Source organism: Ochrobactrum sp. S1502_03, assembly GCF_044435015.1.
Lineage (GTDB): Bacteria > Pseudomonadota > Alphaproteobacteria > Rhizobiales > Rhizobiaceae > Brucella > Brucella chromiisoli.
In genome coordinates this window covers 49,678-71,455 of the sequence record NZ_JAYEXN010000002.1, presented here as the reverse complement: position 1 = coordinate 71,455, position 21,778 = coordinate 49,678, and the positions used below count along the sequence as shown (strand labels likewise).

Below are 21,778 nucleotides of genomic sequence, written 5' to 3'. Positions count from 1 at the left end.
TTATCAGGAGAAAGGTTCTGTTGGTCCCTTGGCAGGCTGCGTAAACCACTGCGCGCCTTCAGCACTCATATAAATATGATCTTCAAGACGCACGCCAAACTGTCCCGGTACAACAATCATCGGCTCATTGGAGAAGCACATGCCCGGTTGGAGCGGCAGCGAATTACCACGAACAATGTAAGGCGCTTCATGGATTTCCAGTCCCAGACCATGACCCGCACGATGCGGAAGACCGGGGAGCTGATAATCCGGCCCCAACCCATGCTTGACCAGTATGGCGCGAGCGGCATCATCAAGGCTGGAACAGGCAGCCCCTATCTTTGCAGCATCAAACACGGCCTGCTGCGCCTGCCGTTCAATCGTCCAGATACGCTCAAATTCGGCGGTCGGCGCATCCAGCATATAGGTGCGGGTGAGATCAGAGTGATAGCCATCGATCCGGCAACCCGTATCGACCAGAATGACATCGCCATTTTTATAAAACTGCTCACCATCCGCGCCATGCGGCAGCGATGTTGCCTCGCCAAAAGAGACAATGCAGAAGGTCGAGCCGCCATCAGCGCCCAATTCACGATGCTGCTCATCGATAAAGCGCACGACATCAGAAGCGGCAATGCCCGGACGAATGAACTGATGCGCGCGGCGATGCACTTCCAGTGTCAGCCCCATGGCATATTTAATGATATCGATTTCAGTCTGCGATTTTACGATACGCTGTTCGCGAATGAGCGGACCAGCGTCAACAAGACGCTCAGCACCGATTTCTCTACATAAAGCATTATAGACAAAGAGCGGCACAGCATCATCAACAGCGAGCGTTTCACCGGCTTTCAGCAGAGAAGCCACAAGGGCGACACTGTTTTGTTCTTCCTGCCAGATGCGGATTTCGCCAGCCAAATGCGGCAGGCTTTCCACTCGGCTCTGCTCAAAACCCGGAACAATATAGACAATCTCGCTTTGCGTTATAACTGCGCCAAGCAGGCGCTCGCTCGAATGCCAGACAAGGCCAGTGTAATAAAGCAGGCTCTCGGTGGACCCAAGCAGCAAGGCACCAATGTTTTTTTCGCTCAAACGACGGCGCAGTACATCAATACGCGCCAGCCGCTCATCATTGGAAATGCTTGGGTGTTGAGTGGTGAGAGACATTGCTTATTCCTTTCAGCCTCTGCCACGGACTCTGTGGCATGCTGAAAGGATAAATCTCTGTACGCAATTTGTCGACAGAATTAGATTTTACCAAACCGGTGCGCTTGAGCAGCCCCATCAACAACAACGGCAACAGCGTCGTCAACAGGATCGCAATGAACGCCATCGCCATGCCAAGCCCAATTGATCCCTGTTCAAACTGCCGCCAGATAAAAATGGAAATCGTCTGCATGCCGACGGGTGCCACCAGAATGGAAGCGACCAGCTCACGCGTTGCGACTGCAAAAACCAGCAGCATTGCGGTGATCAAGCTTGGTGCGATCAGCGGCAGCATGATGCGGCGGAAGGTCATAAAACTGCTTGCTCCGCACACGCGCGCTGCCGCTTCAAGATTGTCACCAATCTGATGAAACGCCGCTGTCGCATAGCGGATCGGCTGCGGCAACAGAATGCAGCAATAAGCAAGCAGCAGAATGAGCGGCGTATTGTAAGGCGAGATGAGCAGCGACGGCTGGTTCCAAGCAAGGATCAGTCCGACAGCCACCACAACCCCCGGAAGGGCGTTCGGCAACACAGTTAGAACATCAAGCCAGAAACGCCCACGGAAACGCATTTTCACAACTGCATAGGCAGCGATAGCACCCAGCAAACCTGTCAGAAGCGCACTTGCGACGCCCAAAGAAAGACTGTTTGTCAAGGCTCGCATAGCGCCCGCGCTGTTATCAGCGATATCTGCAAAATTATCGAAACCGAGATTGGACAGCGTCAGCCCGCCGGAAATGGTTTTCGACATGGCAGTTGCGAGAATGGCAAGGAGGGGTACACCGGCTGCCGCAAAAGCGACCACACCAAACAGGATAACGACCGGAACCCTGAACGCTCCAAGATCACGCTTGTCCTTATTCTGCGGTTTACCGCCAGTCGTCACATAAGAACGGCGTGTCAAAATCCAGCGCTGAAGCATGAAAGCCGCGAGCGACAACAAAACCAGTGCCAGCGAAAAGACAGCAGCCCCCGAAAGATCAATCGGCCAATCGGATATGCGCAGGTCGATTTCCGTTACCAGCACATCGAAGCCCGAACGGCTGCCGAGAGCGGCCGGTGTGCCATATTCCTCAATTGCTGAAGCGAAAACGAGCAGCAGGCTTGCTGCAAGTCCGGGCGTTGCCAGCGGCAGTGTGATGCGAAAGAACGCGCGCCAAGGCGATGCACCAAACACGCGGCCCACGTCAGAATAGCGCGCACCGACCGCTTCTATCGTGCGGGACACCGCAAAATAGACCAGCGGAAACGTGTTGAGCGCCATCACGAATGTCATGCCTGCAAGCGAAAACAGAAATGGTGCCAGGTTGAACCCTGTAAGCTGTTCAAGATAGCCGCGCGGCTGCAAAGTCATGATCCAGCCAAGCGTTGCAATATAGGGCGGGATCATGAAGGGTACGAGCATCAGCACGTCCCAGACCAGCGCCAACGGCACTTTGTAAAGTGCTCGGAACACAGCGAGCGGCACTGCGATAATAGCCGACAGCACGACGACACTGACACCGAGCAAAATGGTATTGCCGGTCATACGCATAAGCTTTGGATCTTCAAACAATGCTGGCAAATGCACAAAAGGCGCGCTGAACACACCCTGCCCTATCTGCGGGAAAATCGCCTGCAGAACGATGAAAATAAACGGAACCGCAACGACAATGGCAAGGCCGATGACGGCCACAAGCCCAAGCGGATTTGCAGCAGTAGCGGTCTTAGCACTCATGATTGCCTCTGCGGTATTCCCGCTGTCTGGGAAAATGACAGCGCTTTTAAAAATAAACAAAATGAAACGGCTCTCCCAATATTGAGAGAGCCGCCGGTTCATTACTTCTTCGCGCCAAAAATCGCGTTGAACTCTTTCAGCGTTTCATCACGATTGCCGTAAACGGCCGCTGCATCAATCTTCAGAATCTTTAGATCGTTGATCAAAGGACGATTTGCAGAAAGGTCGGAACGTGCGGGCATCAGATAGGTTTTTGCCACCATCTTCTGGCCTTCTTCCGAAAGCATGTAATCAATGAACTGCTTGGCTTCATCCTGATTTTTGGACCATTTAAGGATCATGGCCGGACGCGGCGCAATGACGGTGCCCGATGTCGGGAAGATCACGTCAATGGCCTCGCCTTTGGCCTTGCCTGCGAGGGAAATATAATCGACAGCGCCGAAAACAGCGGCTTTCGCGCCCTGAAGCACGGGGTTCAGCGCTTCTGCGTTAGCACCGGCAGCAACCGCACCATTCTCATGGAGCTTCTTGAAAAGATCCCAGCCCTGCGTTTCCGAAAGCGCTGCAACAAGCTCGAAAGTTGCACCCGACTGCGATGGATCTGGAAGGTTCACCAGATCTTTGTATTCAGGCTTGGCAAGGTCAGCCCATTCGGTTGGCTTTGGAGTCTTGCTGTTTGGATTCCATGCGATGCCAAGTGCCGAAACGCCCTGTGCAACAGCCGTTTCATTTTTCAGAAAATCGGGAACTTTTTCAGCATTTGGGCTTGTGTATGCCACAAGCCAGTCGCGCTTGGCGAAATCCGTTGCTGTATCCCATGAGGCTGAAATCAGAACGTCGACAACAGGGTTGGCGGCTTCAGCTTCGATACGCGCCATTACCTTGCCTGTCGTTGCCTGAAAGACATTGACCTTCGTGCCTGTCTTGGCTGTGAAACCAGCGGCCAGGCCTTCAATCAGTTTGCCGGGACCAGCTGAATAAACGGTGATGTCAGCAAATGCAGCCGTGCTTGCGAGCAGAGCTGCGGCAAATGCCATACCAGCACCGATAAGCGACTTCTTCATAAATCTCTCCTGAGATATGGGACGTGAAGTGATTGTTAGGCGAACCAGCGGAGCTCTTCAGCATTGATTGCTATGCCGACAGGAACACCGGGCGTGTGACGATGATTATCAAGATAGGTCAGTTCATGCCCCTCATGCTGTGAACCGATGCGGACAGTCGTCAGGTGCCCATCACCGCGAAACTGTGTGCGCAGAACGGTCGCAGGAATCGATGCATCACTCATTTCAACACTGCGAACCGAGCGTGACGGCAGCAGCACGTGCGTGGCCATTTCGGGAGCCGTAAGATGTGAAAGATGAATGTCCGTTTGCGCTATCCGATAGCCAGCGCTCGCTCGTTCCACCGGCATCACACAGCCAAGCCGAAGAAAATCGGCAACCGCTGGTGTGGTCGGCTGCGCAACGAGAATTTCGGGTGCCGCAAGCTGTTCGATAACACCGGCGCGCATGATCGCCACCTGATGCGCCAGTGAGAAAGCTTCGCTCTGATCATGCGTCACATAAATTGCGGTCAGACCGAGATTGGCGACAAGCTGGCCGATTTCATTGACCATGTTTTCACGCAATTCACGATCAAGATTGGAAAGCGGTTCATCAAACAGCACGAGGCCAGGTTCGGCAACAATTGCACGCGCAATCGCCACACGCTGCTGCTGACCGCCCGACATATCGCTGATCGAGCGATCACCAAAACCCGAAAGGCCAACCCGATCCAATGCCGATTTCACACGAGTCTCACGCTCGGCCCGTCCGACCCCACGCATTTCAAGCGGAAACGAGACATTCCTATAAACCGACATGTGCGGCCACAGTGCGTAATCCTGAAACACCATGCCAAGCTGACGCTTTTCCGGCGGAGAAAAGCGCCCCGTTGCAGCATCGGCAACCTTCACGCCATCAATCATGACGGAACCTGTTGTTGGTGCGAGAAGACCTGCCACCAGACGCAGCAATGTGGTCTTGCCACACCCCGATGGACCGAGCAGCGCAAGCGTCTGGCCTTTTGGCAAATTCAGATCAATGTTTTTAAGGATGATGCTTGAGCCATAGGCCAGGCTTATCCCCTCGGCCTGAACAGCAAAATCAGTGCATATATTTGAGACGTGTAACATTGCCCGCAATCTTTGATTGTTTGCGCGCTTTTATTCTGCCCCCATGACAGAGCGATGACAAAAACCACAAGGCACGGGCGTGATTTTACATTGAGCCTGTCATTCAGACGCATATGGCCAAATCACGACGCTTGCAGCATCGGGAATTCGTGCACAACACCTCTCTTATAAGAAGGGGCGCCAATCGTTGTCTTACCCGCTTCTATCAGAATGCAAACCAAAGCATAGACCACGCCATCTACCGGCACATAACGTGATATGGGTGCGGTGATGATCGATTATTGAAACAGTGCGCCTTCTATTACCAATTTCTAATTTTAGGCTCACAATCTACAAAGTAAAAAAGCAATAAACTTATGAATCTTCAATAAATATTGAAGTAACTATATTCGATACTCCCATAAGACAGTCCTTTGAAAAATGATATAACCGTGTAAAATTACAATCAAAATAAGACGACGAAACGAAGGGGAATGCGTGCTAAAATTTCAGAACAATGTTCTTGAGCTGATAGCCAGAGGCAATCCTCTGAAGCAAACGCTTGAGCAGTTGTGTCTTGGAATTGAAGGGCTGATTTTAAATGCCCGCACGATGATTTGCTCCGTCGATCAGGCGGGAATGCTGCATATGCTCGCCGCGCCAAATCTCCCCGATAGTTACGGCTATTCTTTCAATGGAATTGTCGTTGGGCCGAACGTCGGCTCTTGCGGTCGTGCCATTTATTACAAAGTGCCGGTCGTCGTTTCTGATATTGAAAATGATCCCAAGTGGGCAAGTTATAAGCAGCTCGCCCTGCCACTGGGGCTGCTTGCATGCACTTCAATCCCCATCCTCAGCGATACAGGCGATGCTCTGGGCGCATTGGCGGTCTATTTTGATGAGAAGCACACGCCATCGGCAGCCGAGCAAGAAATCATCGATATAGCTGTGGGGCTTTGCAAGCTTGCGATGATGCGCGAAATGCGAATCCTCAATTATGAGCGAAGAGCGACGGTGGATATTCAGACGGGCGTCGCCAATCGCACAGCCTTTGATGATGCGCTGTCGCAATTGCGTTGCGAATTACCCGGTAGCTGGGCCTTGTTTGTTATCGACATTGATAACCTCAAAGTCACCAACGATACGTTTGGCCATGAAGTGGGTGATGTGTTGATCAACACGATTGCCACGCGCATTGCAGCGGCTCTTTCGCCGGATATAACATTCCGTACGGGCGGGGATGAGTTTACCGTCATCATCCAGAACCATAAAGCACTCTACGACCTTGATCATGCGGCAGATCTTGTTTTTGAAGCTCTGTCTTCGCCTGTCCATTGTGACGGTCAGACAATCCTGCCACGCGTGACGATCGGCGGAGCAGTTCTTGCTGCTCTTGATACGCATCCGCAGACTGTGCGCCGGAATGCGGATTTTGCGCTCTCTCATGCCAAGGAAAATGCACGCGGCAGTTTTGTGCTTTATCAAGCCAATGTCGGCACCCGGATCGTTCACAGGCGAAACTCGATCAGGGAAGTGCGTGAAGCGCTCGAAGAAAAGCGTATTACGGCACATTATCAGCCACTCATCCGGCTTGATACGAAGGAAATAATCGGCTTTGAAGCATTGAGCCGTATGACAACGCCGTCAGGTGACATTCTTTCTGCGGCCATGTTTCAGGAATCTTTCTCCGATGTGCATATTGCATCCGAGATCACCCAATATATGCTTTCTATCGTCGCGCAGGACATAAGGCGCTGGCTGGACCTGGGCCTTCCCGTACAGCATGTCGGCGTTAACGTCACAGCAGCAGACTTCTATGTGGGTGATCTTGCTGCTTTCGTTTCAAAGACATTTGCCCAATATAATGTTCCGCTGTGCCATCTCATCATAGAGGTAACAGAAAACGCCTATATCGGGCAGCGCGACGATGTTGTTGCATCAGGTATTCGAAACCTTCGCTTACTGGGTGTGCGTATCGCGCTCGATGATTTTGGCACTGGCTTTGCTGCACTGGCCCATCTTCTCACCGTTCCGGTCGACATCATCAAGATTGACCGGTCTTTTGTATGCCGTCTTGTGCCCGGTGATCCAAGTGTCGCGATTGTAAAAGGCATTGTACAAATCGCCAGAGACTTGAACATCAAACTCGTCGCAGAAGGTGTTGAAACGCTTGAATTGGCAAAAACTCTCGAAAAAATGGGATGCCAGCTTGGGCAAGGCTATGCCTTTTCCAAAGCCGTAGAGTATGACACTGCCACCACTCTTTTACGCGATTATGGGCAAGATTATCAGCCCCGACACTCAGCCATCATACAGCCGTACAGCACAAAAAATTGACAGTTTTACCTGGACTGTGATCCAGTTTCATTTTGCCTTCGTATCAAGCTTTATGAATACAAACGTTTCCTTCAGCTCACAGACGTGGCAAAAGAAAATAGAGTGCTATTCGCCGCTTCTGGCTTTGTCGCATCTGAGCATATGGGATTCAACACGGATGACCGAGCGGACTGCTTCTGAAAATCAGCCCTCCCTGGAGGAATTGATGCTGGCGGTCAGTTCGCGGCGCGACATGGACGCGTTCGAGGCGATTTTCAAACATTTCGCACCGCGCGTTAAAGCCTATATGGCCAAATTGTCTGCCGATACGCAAACAGCGGAAGAATTGATGCAGGAAACCATGATTGCAGTCTGGAACAAGGCAGACCAGTTTGATTTTTCCAAAGGAGCCCTGTCTACCTGGATTTTCACGATTGCACGCAATCAACGCATTGATGCCATTCGGCGTGCGCGGCGTCCGCAATTCGACCCAACCGACCCGGCCTTCGTGCCCGATGAAGAGCAGCCTGCCGACATTCTGATTGCGCAGAAACAATCCGCCAATCAGTTGCGGGCTGCGATGGCGAACCTGCCAAAAGAGCAAAGCGCATTGCTCGAACTCGCCTATTTCGAGGAAAGCACCCACAGTGCGATAGCCAAAAAGCTCAATCTGCCTTTAGGAACCGTGAAATCACGCCTGCGGCTGGCATTTAACAAATTGCGTTCTGCGCTCGATAATTCGGGAGCGCAGTGATGAACATTCAACACCATCTAAGCGACGAACTTCTCTCAAGCTATGCAGCCGGAACACTGGCTGAAGGCTGGAGTATCGCTGTCGCAACACATCTCGCGCTTTGCCCTGCCTGCCGCTCCCGGCTTAAACAATTTGAGCAAATTGGCGGTGAGCTTCTCGAAACAGTCGCTCCGCAGCAAATCAAAATTGATTCATGGGATTCGATAAAAGACCGGCTCACAAATCAGCCGAAGATGCCCCCGCAACCCGTGCAACATCGCGGCTCACCCCTTGCAACGCCTGCCATTCTGCCTGAACCACTGCGCTCTTACGTTGGTGGCGATCTGCCTGATTTGAAATGGAAATCTCTTGGTCGTGGTGCTTATCAGGTGCCGATTGCGATCAATGATGGCGAAACCAATGTCAGGCTGCTGAAGATCCCGGCTGGCAAACCTGTGCCCGAACACGGCCACGGCGGACGCGAGCTGACGCTGGTGCTTTGTGGCAGTTTCGAAGATGAAACCGGCATTTTTGCGCGCGGCGATATTGAAGAAGCAAATGCCGATCTTGTGCATCAACCAATCGCTTCGAACGGCGGTGATTGCATATGCCTTGCCGTGACGGATGCCCCACTAAAATTCCAGGGTTGGCTGATGCGCATGGTTCAACCGCTGATAGGCATCTGAAAAAGGCGGCAAAATTGCCGCCTTTTTCATTTTCAGTTTAGAACCACGATGGCTGCATTCAAAGCAGTCGCCAAAAACAGCCAGACGATATATGGCAAAAACAACAATGCGGATATGCGATCAGGCTGCCATGCGCGGATGATGAACAACAGCACGCAAAGCCATGCGCCAATAATAACCACCAGTCCAAGCATCGTCATATGGGCACCGAAGAAAATAGGCGACCAGATAAAGTTCAGCACCATTTGACCAAACCATGGCCCGCGACGTTGCCAACCGGTGTCCTTCAACCAGGTTCGCCAGCCCGCAATCGCAATCAAGACATAGAGGATCGTCCAGATTGGCGCAAAAGCGCCGTTGGGCGGCGTAAACCACGGCTTTTGTAGCGATGCATACCATTCACCCGGAGGAAAACTGATACCCATCGTCATGCCAATCGTAATCGTCACAAGGACGAAGACCGCCAGAAGACCCAATTTCTGCATATTACTTCTCCAGTCTAGCCGACCAAACGCGACGTTACCCAATAGCCAATATAGGCCGAGACGGCAGACAGCACAGTCCCCCAGATCAGATCGACAATTGTCAGGGCCCATGACCAGTTTTTCAATGTGGCTTGATTGGTCAGGTCATAAGTCGCATAGGCAACAAATCCTAAAAGCGCACCGTTGAGCAACACAACAGCTCCACTTCCTGCGAGAAGTCCCGGTCGCACTGCGAAAAACACCAGTCCAAATACGAAAATCACGTAGAATACGACTGCTGGAGCGAGACGGAAACTTGGCGCAAGCATATCACCCATGGCAGGGCGATAAAACACATTGGCCATATTCGTCAGCCAGACTGAATCAATGGCCAGAAAAGCGAAGGCTGTGACCACATAAGCGACAATATAGGATTTCATCTAAACCACTCTCCAGTGCCAACCGGCTTAACTAAAACATTATGCATTCTGCGTTACTTTATGCGTGACCAACTGACATCACGGCACAAAAGACCTGCCAGAACGCAGCCATAGGTCGTCATTTTATCGCCGTTTACCTTTACGCTAAGCTTGTAGGTAAGGTTGCGCTGGGGATCAAAAGCAGTTCCAGAATATTGGCCGCCCGCAATCTGGTTTATGTTCATAACCAGACGGTCGCCGGCTTTTTCTTTTGGGGTTCCGGACCTGATCCACGTATTGGTGGCGCAAATATCCTTGCCACATTCTGCAATCTTGACCCGCGCCTTGCCATCGCCGCGCGCCCAGTTGCCGCTTATGTCGCCAGCCTGCGCAATCGACGGCGTTAACACGGCTATGCTCCCTATTATGCGTATCCATTGCATCGGTGCCTCCTGCATCCGTGGATTCATGTCATCAAGCATGTTCAATCGTATAAAGGCCGACATTGATCGCGCCTTCTTCAAACCCGCCCTCGCAGTAACAAAGATAATATTCCCAAAGCCTGCGGAACCGGTCGTCAAAGCCCAGCTTTTCGATCGAAGGCCAATTGGCAGTAAAACGCTGCCGCCATTCAGCCAGCGTGAGCGCATAAGAGTGACCGAAATGATCAATCTCTTTCAAAACCAGACCAGCTTTGGAGAGGTCGCGTTCAAGCACCTTGTCGGAAGGTAAAAAACCTCCCGGAAAGATGAACTTCTGAATGAAATCCGCCTTGCGGCGATAGTTTTCATAGCGTGCATCTTCAATTGAGATGATTTGCAAAACGGCTTTGCCGCCCGGTTTTAAACACCGCTTGAGCGTCGCGAAATATTCGGGCCAGTAAGCCTCACCGACAGCCTCAAACATTTCGATGGAAACGATCCGGTCAAACTGCCCTTTGACATCGCGATAATCCTGCAAGCGCAAATCAACGGCATCCTTAAGTCCCGCATTCTGAACGACAGCCTTGCCCCAGGCGAGCTGGGAGGGTGACAAAGTGATCCCTGTGACATGCGCATCGCCATCATCTGCAAGATGGGCTGCCAAGGCGCCCCAACCACACCCAATCTCGAGGATTTTTTCGCCCCCCTCAAGCGCCAGTTTGTCAGCAATACGCTTCAACTTGTATGCCTGCGCATCTTCAAGGCTATGCGTGTTTTCATTCCAGATGGCTGACGAATACAGCATCGTGTGATCAAGCCACTGTTTGTAGAAATCATTGCCAAGGTCATAATGCGCCTCGATATTCTTGCGGCTGCCACGGCGTGTATTTGCATTGAGCAAATGCCCCACACGGTGAACAATGCGCATGAAGCGTGAACCGTGCAGCGTGGAAACAAGTGTGTCGCGATTGCGCGCGGCAAAGCGGATCACCGCTGTTAGGTCCGGGGACGACCAGTCACCGTCGATATAGGCCTGCGCAAAGCCAATATCGCCGCCCGCTAACAAGCGACGCAGGCAGCGCCAGCTCTTGATAACGATTTTTGCTTCCGGTCCGGGCAATATACCTTGAGCAACAACGGATTGTCCCGAAGGCAAAACAAGGTTCAGACGGCCATATCGCACCTGACTGAGCAGCCGCCTTAACACACGCGCCGACGGGCTTAAAACCGAACGACCAACAGATATGGGGGCCGGGTAATGGGAAGACTCATCAAACTGGCTCATGCAACCCTGTTCCTCTCCCGAGACATGTCATGATGGATATGGGATATGGGATCCTGCGGTGGGCTTGGACGCTTGCGGAGTTTCATCCCCTTCGCCCAGATTTTCAGCGCTTCCCAGTGAATGCCGCCGACAACGCGCAACGTCAGAAATGGAATGGCAAAAAAGGCACGCAACAAAGCCATGTCACTGAGCTCCACACGACGCGCCAGATGACGCGCTGTCAGCACCAGACCTTCGTCATCAAAAGTGTTGATCCTGACTGCGAGCTTATCCGCCGGAGGCTGAACCTCGAATTCATAGCGCAGCTTCATATCCATGAAGGGCGAAACATAAAACGCCTTGTCGCAGGTCTGCACGATGCGCTCGCCCTGCTCTGCTTCGACCGGGATCATATAGCCGTGGCGCTGCTTAAACGTGTTATCGACTTCCCATAGAATAGCCGTGAGCCGATCTTCACGATTATAGCAAAAGAAAATGCTCAACGGATTGAACGACCAGCCGAGGATACGCGGCATCGTCAGAAGACGGATCGCGCCTCCATCGGGTTGCATACCTGTGCTGCGCATTGCATCTTCAATCTGCGCCCGCAAAGATGTTGCTGATCCATTGCCGCGATCTTTTTCGCAAAAAGAAAACAGATTGAACCGATTGACCGAAAACAGCCTGAGCCTGCGGTGAAGCACATCCAGTTCATCAAGATCGAGCAACAGTGAATAGATTTTATAGGCGAGCTTATGTTCCTTTGGCCGCAAGCGGGCATGGGTCACATGCCCCGGAAAAAGTGCAGATTTGAAAATACCGGTCATGCCAGCGCCCTTTCCCGGATCGTTACAGGCTGGCGAACAATACGCGCGCTTTCCTGCTCAACCCGCCATGGGCGACGCAGTCCGCCGAGGTCTTCCGCTACTGCAAGACCGGCCTGCAAACCGTCCTCATGAAAACCGGAACCAAAATGTGCGCCACAAAACCAGGTTCGGCGCTGTCCCTGCAACGACCAGACTTCCCTCTGCGCGCGATCCGTTGCCATATCAAAGATTGGATGTTCATAGATCTCGCGATGGATCACCAGATCCTCACGCGGCGCACGACACGGATTGAGCGTGACAAATGTATCGGGCGCAGTTCCCAAGGGCTGCAAGCGGTTCATCCAGTAGGTGATTGAGGGCTGCGACGAACCGTTGGCTGCATTGGTCAGGTAATTCCAGCTCGACCATGCCGCCCGGCGTTTTGGCATGAGCGAAAGATCGGTATGAAGAACCGCCTCATTGCGTGAATATTTAAATGCACCAAGAATGCGGCTTTCCTCTGCACTGGGATCGGCCAGCATCCGCAAAGCCTGATCGGCGTGAGTTGCGATAACCACATCGTCAAAGAAATGAACACCACCGCTTGCATCGGTCAATTCGACCGCATTTTCATGCCGTCGCACCCATTTTATGGGTGTTGAAAGCCGGATATTGTCGGCATAGGGTTGTGTAATGCGCTGCACATATTCACGACTGCCACCCTTGACTGTCCGCCAGATCGGGCGATCCCGCAAAGCAAGCAAGCCATGATTGCAGCAAAAACGAACAAAGCTCGCTGCCGGATATTGACCAACTTCCATGGCAGGCGTTGACCAGATTGCAGCCGCCATCGGATAGAGATGATCCTCCCGGAAAGCCCGGCCATAAGCATTTCGCGCAAGATAATCATCAAGCGAAATGCCGCCCATCATCTCCAGGTCTTTGGGAGCGTTACGGTAAAAGCGCAAAAGATCGCGGATCATAGACCAAAAACGCGGGCGAACGAGATTTGAGCGCTGTGCAAACAGGCCAAGCCCGGTGCCGCCGGAATATTCATAAGCGCCATTTCCAATGGAGACGGCAAAGGACATATTCGATGCGGCAGTCGGAACATCAAGTATTTTAAACAATGCCGTCAGATTTGGATAAGTCACTTCATTATAAACAATAAAGCCCGTATCGACCGCAACGGGGCCGGTGTTGCTTGCAAATTCGACCGTATTGCTATGCCCGCCAATGCGCTCCGCTGCTTCAAAAACGGTGACGTCATGGCGTTGCGATAAAAGCCATGCAGCAGACAGACCAGAAATACCGCTCCCGATAATCGCGAGCCTAAGACGTTTAGCGCCGCCCGGATGGTTTGTAATGTCCATAAGTCCCTCACTGTGCCGCATTTCTCTATCTTACGTTTTGAGAAGACGATTGGTTCAACGGATGCTGAAACTTTCTTGGTTTTTTTAAACGGCTTAGGAAACCAAACAGCGGGACCAAACGTATTGCATGGTATAAATCGTCATTCTGACCCAGGGTGCGCCATGCAAATCGGCCTTCTTTTGATTGTTGCTATCTTTCTGTCTCTCCTCATGAGCTTTGCATGGGCGCTGGAGAGAAAAACCGGCAAAAGCGGCTGGATCGATGCAATATGGTCGCTTTCGGTTGGTCTGGGCGCGATGGTCGCCGTACTTCTGGCCGACACCTCTTGGCCGCGCCGTTCAGCGATCCTGATCCTCATCCTTGCATGGTCGCTACGGCTTGCCTTGCATATTGGACAGCGAAGCATGTCCCACGGCAAAGACCCGCGTTATGCAAAGCTGATGAAGGAATGGGGCGATAGCGCACCAAAACGTCTGTTCTGGTTTTTGCAGATACAGGCTTTGGCAGCGTTTATTCTGGTTCTTTCAGTCTACCTTGCCACTGTTAGCCGCCCTGAATTCCCGCATTTCATCGATATGATTGCTGTCGCACTTATCGCAATCGCGATCACGGGCGAAGCGCTGTCAGACGCACAACTTGCGCAGTTTCGCAAAACGCCTGCCGCCAAAACCGAAATCTGCGAGACCGGGTTTTGGGCCTATTCGCGCCATCCAAACTATTTCTTCGAATGGCTTTTCTGGTGCGCATGGCCGTTCATGGCAATCACCGCATCACCATGGAGCTGGCTATCGCTGCTCGCCCCCATCCAGATGTACTGGCTGCTGGTCCACGTATCGGGAATTCCACCGCTTGAAGACCACATGATCAAATCACGCGGAGAAAAATTCCGCGCACTGCAACGCCGCGTCAATGCGTTTTTTCCCGGTCCCAGAAAGCCGGAGTCGTAAATCACGAACCTGCAAGTGAAGAAACTGGCATATACAATCAAAGCAGCCCATGCTCAATCTTCTCAAGCCCGTCAGGCAAGGATTATTCAATGAATGCAAATGCACTTGTCTGGTTGCGGAATGACCTGCGCCTTGCGGACAATCCGGCACTTGATGCAGCCGTCAAACTCGGCGGTAGTATAACCGCGCTTTATGTTCATGAAATCAATCCCCAATTGCGCGCGCCCGGCGGCGCTGTGCTCTGGTGGCTGGAACAGAGCCTGAATTCGCTTGAGAAAAGCCTCCATGCGCGCAATGTCGAACTGATTGTTATGCATGGCGACGCACTGAAAATCATTGAACAGCTCGTCGAAAAAAATGGGTTTAATGCTGTTTTCTGGAACCGGCGCTATGCCCCGCAAGAACGTGACGTGGATGCTCATGTCAAAACAGCTCTGAAAGACAAAGGGCTGAACGTTGCCTCTTTTGCGGGCAATCTTCTGTCCGAGCCATGGGAGATCAAAACAGGCAGCGGCGGCCCGTATCAAGTCTTCACGCCTTACGCAAAGACCCTGCGCCAGCAAGGCGTAACCCGCCCCATTTCATCGTCTGACTGGAAAGCTGTACCGTCCACGCTGCGAGATAAACCGGAAAGAGCGCCTTTCAGACAGCCTTTCTGGTCGAAGAAAATGGAGGGTCTGTGGGAAATTGGCGAGGCCGCAGCCATCAATCAGCTCTACCATTTCTTTGATAAGACCATCCGCAATTATGCGGGCGATCGTGACCGCCCCAATGTTGAAGGCACTTCCAAGCTCTCGCCTCATCTTCGCTTTGGCGAGATTAGTCCGCGTCAGGCATGGCATGCAACACTATCGTTGATGGATGAGAACCCGGATACCCAGACCGGCGGCGAGAAATTCCTGTCCGAACTCATCTGGCGCGATTTTCATTATCATCAGCTCTACTTTCGCCCGGATATTGCCGAAAACGATATGCGCAACACGCTTGCAGATATCGAATGGAAACATGATCCGGCATTGTTTGAGGCTTGGACAAAGGGCAATACTGGCGTGCCAATGATTGACGCAGGCATGCGTCAGCTTTGGGCAACCGGGTGGATGCATAACCGCGTGCGTATGCTCGTCGCCTCTGTCTTAAGCAAGAACATGCAGATCGACTGGCGCGAAGGCGAAAAATGGTTCTGGAACACGCTGGTTGATGCCGACATCGCCAGCAATCCGGGAAGCTGGCAATGGGTGGCAGGTTGCGGCATGGATGCAGCCCCCTATTTTCGCGTTTTCAACCCAGTTCTGCAAGGCGACAAGTTTGACAGCGAAGGCGCTTATGTACGCGAATGGGTGCCAGAAATTGCAACCCTGCCGGAGCGTTGGATCCATAAGCCTTATGCGGCACCCGAAGACGTGCTGCAAAAAGCAGGCATCGTTCTCGGCAAAACGTATCCGTTTCCTGTCTTTAAAGCACCGAAAGCTGAGAAATAGAGCATTTCCAAGGATTCAATCAAAACAGGAAATGCTTCTGGCCACGGCTAATTTGGTGATGCGCTCATCTGAGTGCTTCCAGCTCAGCGATGCGCGCGGCACTGTCATGCTCTAAAGCGCGCGTCATTTCGCGAATAATGGTTTCCGCAAGAACGAAAATCGACGCTGATGAATCCCATGCCGAAGGCACCGCAATCCGTCCCGCCAAGACATGCCGGGCAACACGGGCAATCGGTGACAACCACTGATCGGTTATCAAAATAATCTCAACCCCTCGCCCACGCGCTTTTTCCGCAAGGCTTAACAAGCTTTCCTGATAACGGCGAATGTCAAAGACAACAAGAACATCGCGTTTTCCCATATCCAGCAGCCGATCACGCCACATGCTTTCCTGTCCACCCAGATGGAAAACATGCGGCCGGATAATCGACATATGCGCTGTCATATATTGTGCTATCGGATCTGTGAAACGCCCGCCGATCAGATAAGCGTTTCCCTTGGAATTGCTCAGAGCAGCAACGATCTGCTGCAATTGCTTGTCGCCCAGATGCCGAAAACTTTCCCGAATATTATCAAGTGTATATTCCACTGCCGGATAGGCCGTATCCGTTGCCTTGTCAGGCTTTTCGTTGCGATGATGCGGCGATTGCAACTGTGCAGCAAGCTCATTTTGCAAATGCGCCTGAAACTCCGAATAACTTTGAAAGCCGAGCCTGTTTACAAACCGCAGAATGGTCGGAGAACTGACGCCTGCCTGTGCTGAAAATTCTGCCACTGTTTTCAGCCCCAGCATGGGATAATTGGCAATCAGAGTTTGCGCGGCACTGCGCTCTCCGGCGGGCATGCTTTCGAGCCGTTCGTTCAGCAACTCCGCGATGCTGGCCCCCATCGATGTGGCAATTTCCATTCCCGCAGCTCTTTTCAATTTCGCACAAAATTATGTTTGACAAAGCATCTTACGACGTATCAAATATTCCGCAATAGCGCATATTTTTAAAAACGTAACAAAAGTTACAGCGCAGGGGAATAGAGAGAATGGCCGACCAGCGAGATCATCAGGACCCGGCCCTAAAGCCGGTTCTGGTCGTCAACGAAGCGGGGGGAAGTCCCTATGTTTTCGTTTGCGAACATGCATCCAATTTCATGCCTGAGCACTTTGATGGGCTTGGCCTCGACCCTCAATCGTTAAACGCACACATTGCTTGGGATCCGGGTGCTGTGGCGGTTGCACGCCATCTTAGTCAACAGCTTGATGCCCCTTTGATAGAGGCGACCTATTCACGCCTGCTGATTGATTGCAATCGTCCACTTGAAGCGCGCGATCTTATTCCTGAAATCAGCGAAACGACGGTCATCCCCGGCAATCATGATCTCAATTCCCTTGAACGCACAGCACGAATTGACCTGTCGCACAGGCCTTTTCACCGCTGTATTGAAGAAGTCATCCATGCACGTGCCACACGTGGACTACCATCGTGGATCGTCACCATTCACTCCTTCACGCCAATCTATAAGGGCATCTCACGCCCATGGCAGATTGGCATTATTCATGATGCGGATGCGCGCATTGCAGAGCCTTTGATTGCTGCACTTAAGAAAAACAAGGCGCTGAACGTCGGCGTAAATGAACCCTATTCACCAGCCGATCGCGTTTATTACACCCTTGAGCGACATGCGCGACCGCGCAATGCACCCTGTGCAATGATTGAGATACGCAACGACGAAATCGTCACCCGTGAAGCGCAGGAAACCTGGGCTAAGCAACTTGCTGCGATTTTTAGCGATATTGAGCGCGTGATACCGTGAGGAGCGAAGCATAATGGCCGAACAACTAACTTTCGACACATTAAAAAAAGCCGTCGCAAATGACGAAATTGATACGGTTCTCGCCTGCTTCGTCGATATGCAGGGCCGCCTGATCGGCAAACGTTTTTATGCGGAATTCTTCGTGGAAACGGCCCATGATGAAACGCATGGCTGCAATTACCTGCTCGCCAATGACATCGATATGGAGCCGGTTCCGGGCTATGAAGCCGCAAGTTGGGACAAGGGTTATGGCGACTTCGTGATGAAGCCAGACCTCTCCACCCTGCGTCTTGCGCCATGGCTGGAAAAAACCGCGATCGTGCTTTGTGACGTGCTTGATCATCACGATCACAAAGATCTTGCGCATTCACCGCGTGCGGTTCTTAAAAAGCAGCTCGCCCGCCTGCATGAACGCGGCTATCGCGCCTATTTCGCATCGGAACTCGAATTCTATCTCTTTGATGAAACCTATAAAACCGCGCGCGCCAAACATTGGCAGGAGATGGAAACCGCCTCTCCCTACGTGCAGGATTATGTGATCCACCTGACCACCAAAGAAGAGCAGGTTCTGCGCGCCATGCGCAATCATTTAGGTGCTGCCGGTATCCCGGTTGAAAACTCCAAAGGTGAATGGGGGCCGGGTCAGCAGGAACTCAACGTTCGCTATGCGGAAGCACTTGAAATGGCCGACCGTCATGTCATCATGAAAAACGCCATGAAGGAAATCGCCGAGGCCCATGGCAAGTGCATCACCTTCATGGCCAAATATGATTATGACAAGGCTGGCAGTTCAAGCCATGTGCACAACTCTATCTGGAGTGCGGATGGCAAGGAGCCATTGTTTTTTGATCCCAAAGCACCACACACCATGACACCGCTGATGCGCTCATGGGTGGCAGGCCAGCTTAAATATGCGGCTGAATATACGTATTTTCTGGCGCCTTATATTAACTCTTATAAACGCTTTCAGGCGGGCACATTCGCGCCGACAAAGATCATGTGGAGTCAGGATAACCGCACAGCAGGCTTCCGGCTTTGTGGCGAAGGCAGCAAATCTATCCGCATCGAATGTCGGATTGGCGGCGCTGATCTCAACCCCTATCTTGCATTTGCAGCGCTCATTGCGGCAGGCTTAAAGGGCATCGACGAAGCGCTGGAACTGGAAGATCCTTTCGTTGGCGATGCCTATAGCGCAGTCAAACTCAAGGAAATTCCATACACGCTGCGCGAAGCGGCAGAAGCCCTCAAGAACTCGGCATTCCTCAAGGAAGCACTCGGTGAAAAAGTGGTCAATCACTATGTCCACACCGCCCACTGGGAGCAGATTGAATATGACCGTCGCGTAACCGACTGGGAACTGCATCGTGGTTTCGAACGCTACTAAACTTACATAAGGAATTGCCCGATGAGCGGCACGGCCAGAATTATCTCCCCTATCGATGGCTCGGTTTATGCAGAGCGCGCCTATGCCAGTGACACCGCGATCCATGCAGCAGTCACGGCGGCACGCAAGGCGCAACCCCAATGGGCAGCTTTAAACATTGCAGAACGGGCCGGTTATTGTCGTGCAGCTCTGGATGCGCTGGCTGCAATGCAGGATGAAATCATTCCTGAAATTGCCTGGCAAATGGGGCGCCCCACACGTTATGGCGGCGAAAATGGCGGCGTTCAGGAACGCGGCCAATACATGATCGACATTGCAGAAGAAGCGCTGAAACCTTATGTGCCTGCACAAAAAGATGGCTTTCGCCGCTATGTAAAGCATGTTCCGCTGGGCGTGGTCATGGTCATCGCGCCGTGGAACTATCCCTATCTCACCGCCGTCAATACGATCATTCCGGCATTGATGGCAGGCAACACGGTTCTGCTTAAACATGCAACGCAAACTTTGCTGACGGGCGAACGCTTCGCGCAGGCCTTTGAGAAGGCCGGCATTCCAAAAGGCGTTTTCCAGAATATCGTTCTCGATCATGCCTCTACAGAAAAACTGCTGGCATCAGACACCATCGACCATGTCAACTTTACAGGCTCCGTTGGCGGTGGCCGGGCTATCGAAAAGGCAGCCGCTGGCACTTTCATGACGCTGGGACTAGAGCTTGGCGGCAAAGACCCCGCCTATGTATTGCCCGACGTTAATCTCGACCATGCTGTTGCCAATCTGGTCGATGGTGCTTTTTTCAATTCCGGTCAATGCTGCTGTGGCATCGAACGTATCTACGTGCATGAAGCTGTTTATGACCGATTTGTCGATGGTTTCATCGATCTGACAAAGCAATATGTCGTCGGCAATCCACTGGATGCCGCAACAACGCTTGGACCGATGGCACAAGCCCGTTTTGCCGATCTTATTCGTGAGCAGAAAGCCGAAGCCCTGCGCAAAGGCGCGAAGGCTCATGTCAACATGAAGGTCGACAATGACACAGCCGGTTCGCCTTATATTGCACCGGAGGTGCTCACCCATGTTGATCACCAGATGAGCGTCATGCGGGAAGAAAGCTTTGGCCCCATTGTAGGCATCATGAAGGTGCGCAATGATGAGGAAGCGCTCGCGCTGATGAATGACAGCATTTACGGCCTCACCGCGTCGCTCTGGACAAGCGATACCGACCATGCAGCGGCACTTGGCGACCGCATCGAAACTGGTACCGTCTTCATGAACCGCTGCGATTATCTTGATCCGGCATTGGTTTGGACCGGCGTGAAGGATACCGGCAAGGGTGCTGCCCTTTCGCCTATCGGTTATGGCAACCTGACACGGCCAAAATCCTTCCACCTGCGTGAAAAAATCTGATCTGTTTCAAATATCTGGAAAGCATCGACATGACCGATCTGACTGCCAAATGGAATTTCCCGACCACCGTGCTTTTTGGACCGGGCCGTATTAAGGAACTGCCGGCCGTGCTGAAAGCAGCCGGTATCGAACACCCACTATTTGTCACCGATCCAGGACTTGCAAAACTTCCCGTGGTTGCTTCCACGCTTGCCATTCTTGATAAGGCAGGCGTCAAATATGCCGTCTTCTCCGATGTGAAGCCCAACCCGGTTGAAAGCAACCTCAATGCTGGCGTCAACGTCTTTAATGACGGCAAGCATGATGGTGTGATTGCATTTGGTGGCGGTTCCGCACTTGATCTGGGGAAGCTCATAGCCTTTCAGGCAGGTCAAACGCGCCCTGTCTGGGACTTTGAAGATGTTGGCGACTGGTGGACCCGCGCTGACAGCAGCGCAATTGCGCCGATTATTGCCGTGCCGACCACGGCGGGAACCGGCTCGGAAGTGGGCCGCGCGGGTGTTCTGACCAATGAAGCAACCCACACCAAGAAAGTTATTTTTCACCCCAAAATGCTCCCCGTGACGGTCATTGCCGATCCTGAGCTTTCAATCGGCATGCCGCCTTCCATCACTGTTGGCACAGGCATGGATGCGCTTGCGCATTGTCTGGAAGCCTATTGCGCGCCCGGTTTTCACCCCATGGCCGATGGCATTGCGGTTGAAGGTATCCGACTGGTATTTGAAAATCTGCCAAAGGCCTATGCCAATGGCTCTGACATTGAAGCCCGTGCCAATCTGATGGCGGCAGCCGCCATGGGGGCGACCGCATTCCAAAAAGGGCTGGGCGCGATCCACTCGCTATCCCATCCAATTGGTGCGCTTTACGACACACATCACGGCATGACCAACGCCGTTTTCATGCCTTATGTTCTGTATCATAACCGGGCTGCAATCGAAAAGCGCATTGAACGGCTTGCAAATTATCTGGGTATCAAAGGCGGATTTGACGGGTTCATTGACGCAATCATGAAGTTACGCAGCGATCTCGGTGTTCCCGACACATTGCAGGATTTTATCAAGGGTCTTGAAATGGACGAAGGCCGCAAGACACTGATCGCAGAAATGGCCATTGTCGATCCGACAGCAGGCGGCAATCCGATTGAACTCACGAAGCAGGGTGCGCTTGATCTGCTCAATGCTTCCCTCACAGGCAGAGCCTAACATCGAGAGC

Annotated in this window: 19 protein-coding genes and 1 pseudogene; 9 read left to right on the top strand and 11 right to left on the bottom strand. The window is 52.4% G+C overall.

The features are described from left to right. Positions 1-3 precede the first annotated feature (3 nt). The 4 genes from VBH83_RS02395 to VBH83_RS02380 form a co-directional block, all read right to left on the bottom strand. Entirely contained in the window at positions 4-1,146 is a 1,143-nt protein-coding gene (locus tag VBH83_RS02395; RefSeq protein WP_265984016.1) for a Xaa-Pro peptidase family protein, read from the bottom strand. Then, positions 1,109-2,905 carry an ABC transporter permease gene (locus tag VBH83_RS02390; RefSeq protein ID WP_396996147.1) on the bottom strand — a complete coding sequence of 599 codons (1,797 nt, stop codon included), beginning with the start codon at positions 2,903-2,905 and terminating at the stop codon, positions 1,109-1,111. The genes VBH83_RS02395 and VBH83_RS02390 overlap by 38 nt, the downstream gene beginning before the upstream one ends. 101 nt (positions 2,906-3,006) lie before the next feature. Then, positions 3,007-3,969: an ABC transporter substrate-binding protein gene (locus VBH83_RS02385; protein WP_265984014.1), complete on the bottom strand. Its 963-nt coding sequence runs from the start codon at positions 3,967-3,969 to the stop codon at positions 3,007-3,009. Positions 3,970-4,004: 35 nt separating this feature from the next. Beyond that, the gene (locus tag VBH83_RS02380) at positions 4,005-5,081 is read right to left on the bottom strand and encodes an ABC transporter ATP-binding protein (protein WP_396996145.1); all 1,077 of its coding nucleotides are present in this window, start codon (positions 5,079-5,081) and stop codon (positions 4,005-4,007) included. A 477-nt stretch (positions 5,082-5,558) separates the two neighbouring features. Here VBH83_RS02380 and VBH83_RS02375 point away from each other — a divergent pair, with 477 nt between their 5' ends. The 3 genes from VBH83_RS02375 (at position 5,559) to VBH83_RS02365 (ending at position 8,795) form a co-directional block, all read left to right on the top strand. Then, on the top strand, positions 5,559-7,397 hold the full coding sequence (locus VBH83_RS02375) for an EAL domain-containing protein (RefSeq protein WP_396996143.1): 1,839 nt from the start codon (positions 5,559-5,561) through the stop codon (positions 7,395-7,397). 157 nt (positions 7,398-7,554) lie between these two features. After that, complete coding sequence (locus VBH83_RS02370; protein ID WP_396996141.1) at positions 7,555-8,130, top strand: sigma-70 family RNA polymerase sigma factor; 576 nt, start codon at positions 7,555-7,557, stop codon at positions 8,128-8,130. Then, on the top strand, positions 8,130-8,795 hold the full coding sequence (locus VBH83_RS02365; protein WP_265984010.1) for a ChrR family anti-sigma-E factor: 666 nt from the start codon (positions 8,130-8,132) through the stop codon (positions 8,793-8,795). The genes VBH83_RS02370 and VBH83_RS02365 overlap by 1 nt, the downstream gene beginning before the upstream one ends. 32 nt (positions 8,796-8,827) lie before the next feature. Here VBH83_RS02365 and VBH83_RS02360 read toward each other — a convergent pair whose 3' ends face one another. The 6 genes and pseudogenes from VBH83_RS02360 to VBH83_RS02335 form a co-directional block, all read right to left on the bottom strand. Further along, positions 8,828-9,280 carry a TspO/MBR family protein gene (locus tag VBH83_RS02360; protein ID WP_265984009.1) on the bottom strand — a complete coding sequence of 151 codons (453 nt, stop codon included), beginning with the start codon at positions 9,278-9,280 and terminating at the stop codon, positions 8,828-8,830. A 14-nt stretch (positions 9,281-9,294) separates the two neighbouring features. After that, positions 9,295-9,699: a DUF2177 family protein gene (locus tag VBH83_RS02355; protein WP_265984008.1), complete on the bottom strand. Its 405-nt coding sequence runs from the start codon at positions 9,697-9,699 to the stop codon at positions 9,295-9,297. Between the two features lie 53 nt (positions 9,700-9,752). Further along, entirely contained in the window at positions 9,753-10,121 is a 369-nt protein-coding gene (locus VBH83_RS02350; protein WP_265984007.1) for a DUF2147 domain-containing protein, read from the bottom strand. A gap of 31 nt (positions 10,122-10,152) precedes the next feature. Next, complete coding sequence (locus VBH83_RS02345) at positions 10,153-11,385, bottom strand: cyclopropane-fatty-acyl-phospholipid synthase family protein (RefSeq protein ID WP_265984006.1); 1,233 nt, start codon at positions 11,383-11,385, stop codon at positions 10,153-10,155. After that, positions 11,372-12,191 (bottom strand): annotated as a pseudogene (locus tag VBH83_RS02340) (DUF1365 domain-containing protein). The gene VBH83_RS02345 and the pseudogene VBH83_RS02340 overlap by 14 nt, the downstream one beginning before the upstream one ends. Next, the gene (locus VBH83_RS02335) at positions 12,188-13,543 is read right to left on the bottom strand and encodes an NAD(P)/FAD-dependent oxidoreductase (RefSeq protein WP_265984004.1); all 1,356 of its coding nucleotides are present in this window, start codon (positions 13,541-13,543) and stop codon (positions 12,188-12,190) included. Before VBH83_RS02335 ends, VBH83_RS02340 begins: the two are co-directional and overlap by 4 nt. A gap of 162 nt (positions 13,544-13,705) precedes the next feature. Between VBH83_RS02335 and VBH83_RS02330 the strand changes: the two genes are divergently transcribed. Then, on the top strand, positions 13,706-14,491 hold the full coding sequence (locus tag VBH83_RS02330) for a DUF1295 domain-containing protein (protein WP_265984003.1): 786 nt from the start codon (positions 13,706-13,708) through the stop codon (positions 14,489-14,491). Positions 14,492-14,580: 89 nt separating this feature from the next. Next, positions 14,581-15,969 (top strand): cryptochrome/photolyase family protein, encoded by a 1,389-nt coding sequence (locus VBH83_RS02325; protein ID WP_396996137.1) that lies wholly within the window; start codon positions 14,581-14,583, stop codon positions 15,967-15,969. Between the two features lie 64 nt (positions 15,970-16,033). On the opposite strand, the gene VBH83_RS02320 is transcribed toward VBH83_RS02325, so the two are convergent. Then, a complete protein-coding gene (locus tag VBH83_RS02320; protein WP_265984001.1) occupies positions 16,034-16,876 on the bottom strand; it encodes a MurR/RpiR family transcriptional regulator in 843 nt (280 codons plus the stop codon). Between the two features lie 128 nt (positions 16,877-17,004). Between VBH83_RS02320 and VBH83_RS02315 the strand changes: the two genes are divergently transcribed. The 4 genes from VBH83_RS02315 to VBH83_RS02300 are packed head-to-tail and all read left to right on the top strand — an operon-like array spanning position 17,005 to position 21,768. Then, entirely contained in the window at positions 17,005-17,775 is a 771-nt protein-coding gene (locus VBH83_RS02315) for an N-formylglutamate amidohydrolase (protein ID WP_265984000.1), read from the top strand. 13 nt (positions 17,776-17,788) lie between these two features. After that, the gene (locus tag VBH83_RS02310; RefSeq protein WP_265983999.1) at positions 17,789-19,159 is read left to right on the top strand and encodes a glutamine synthetase family protein; all 1,371 of its coding nucleotides are present in this window, start codon (positions 17,789-17,791) and stop codon (positions 19,157-19,159) included. A gap of 21 nt (positions 19,160-19,180) precedes the next feature. Then, positions 19,181-20,566 carry an aldehyde dehydrogenase family protein gene (locus VBH83_RS02305; protein ID WP_396996134.1) on the top strand — a complete coding sequence of 462 codons (1,386 nt, stop codon included), beginning with the start codon at positions 19,181-19,183 and terminating at the stop codon, positions 20,564-20,566. A gap of 29 nt (positions 20,567-20,595) precedes the next feature. Further along, complete coding sequence (locus tag VBH83_RS02300) at positions 20,596-21,768, top strand: iron-containing alcohol dehydrogenase (protein WP_265983997.1); 1,173 nt, start codon at positions 20,596-20,598, stop codon at positions 21,766-21,768. The last annotated feature ends 10 nt before the right edge of the window (positions 21,769-21,778 follow it).

Excerpts from the sequence above, each read along its gene's own strand:
- VBH83_RS02365 (WP_265984010.1), top strand. The coding sequence starts at position 8,130 with ATGAACATTCAACACCATCTAAGCGACGAACTTCTCTCAAGCTATGCA.
- VBH83_RS02305 (WP_396996134.1), top strand. The coding sequence starts at position 19,181 with ATGAGCGGCACGGCCAGAATTATCTCCCCTATCGATGGCTCGGTTTAT.
- VBH83_RS02395 (WP_265984016.1), bottom strand. The coding sequence starts at position 1,146 with ATGTCTCTCACCACTCAACACCCAAGCATTTCCAATGATGAGCGGCTG.
- VBH83_RS02330 (WP_265984003.1), top strand. The coding sequence starts at position 13,706 with ATGCAAATCGGCCTTCTTTTGATTGTTGCTATCTTTCTGTCTCTCCTC.
- VBH83_RS02385 (WP_265984014.1), bottom strand. The coding sequence starts at position 3,969 with ATGAAGAAGTCGCTTATCGGTGCTGGTATGGCATTTGCCGCAGCTCTG.
- VBH83_RS02380 (WP_396996145.1), bottom strand. The coding sequence starts at position 5,081 with ATGTTACACGTCTCAAATATATGCACTGATTTTGCTGTTCAGGCCGAG.
- VBH83_RS02315 (WP_265984000.1), top strand. The coding sequence starts at position 17,005 with ATGGCCGACCAGCGAGATCATCAGGACCCGGCCCTAAAGCCGGTTCTG.
- VBH83_RS02390 (WP_396996147.1), bottom strand. The coding sequence starts at position 2,905 with ATGAGTGCTAAGACCGCTACTGCTGCAAATCCGCTTGGGCTTGTGGCC.
- VBH83_RS02325 (WP_396996137.1), top strand. The coding sequence starts at position 14,581 with ATGAATGCAAATGCACTTGTCTGGTTGCGGAATGACCTGCGCCTTGCG.
- VBH83_RS02345 (WP_265984006.1), bottom strand. The coding sequence starts at position 11,385 with ATGAGCCAGTTTGATGAGTCTTCCCATTACCCGGCCCCCATATCTGTT.
- VBH83_RS02370 (WP_396996141.1), top strand. The coding sequence starts at position 7,555 with ATGACCGAGCGGACTGCTTCTGAAAATCAGCCCTCCCTGGAGGAATTG.
- VBH83_RS02320 (WP_265984001.1), bottom strand. The coding sequence starts at position 16,876 with ATGGAAATTGCCACATCGATGGGGGCCAGCATCGCGGAGTTGCTGAAC.
- VBH83_RS02350 (WP_265984007.1), bottom strand. The coding sequence starts at position 10,121 with ATGCAATGGATACGCATAATAGGGAGCATAGCCGTGTTAACGCCGTCG.
- VBH83_RS02335 (WP_265984004.1), bottom strand. The coding sequence starts at position 13,543 with ATGGACATTACAAACCATCCGGGCGGCGCTAAACGTCTTAGGCTCGCG.
- VBH83_RS02355 (WP_265984008.1), bottom strand. The coding sequence starts at position 9,699 with ATGAAATCCTATATTGTCGCTTATGTGGTCACAGCCTTCGCTTTTCTG.
- VBH83_RS02310 (WP_265983999.1), top strand. The coding sequence starts at position 17,789 with ATGGCCGAACAACTAACTTTCGACACATTAAAAAAAGCCGTCGCAAAT.
- VBH83_RS02300 (WP_265983997.1), top strand. The coding sequence starts at position 20,596 with ATGACCGATCTGACTGCCAAATGGAATTTCCCGACCACCGTGCTTTTT.
- VBH83_RS02360 (WP_265984009.1), bottom strand. The coding sequence starts at position 9,280 with ATGCAGAAATTGGGTCTTCTGGCGGTCTTCGTCCTTGTGACGATTACG.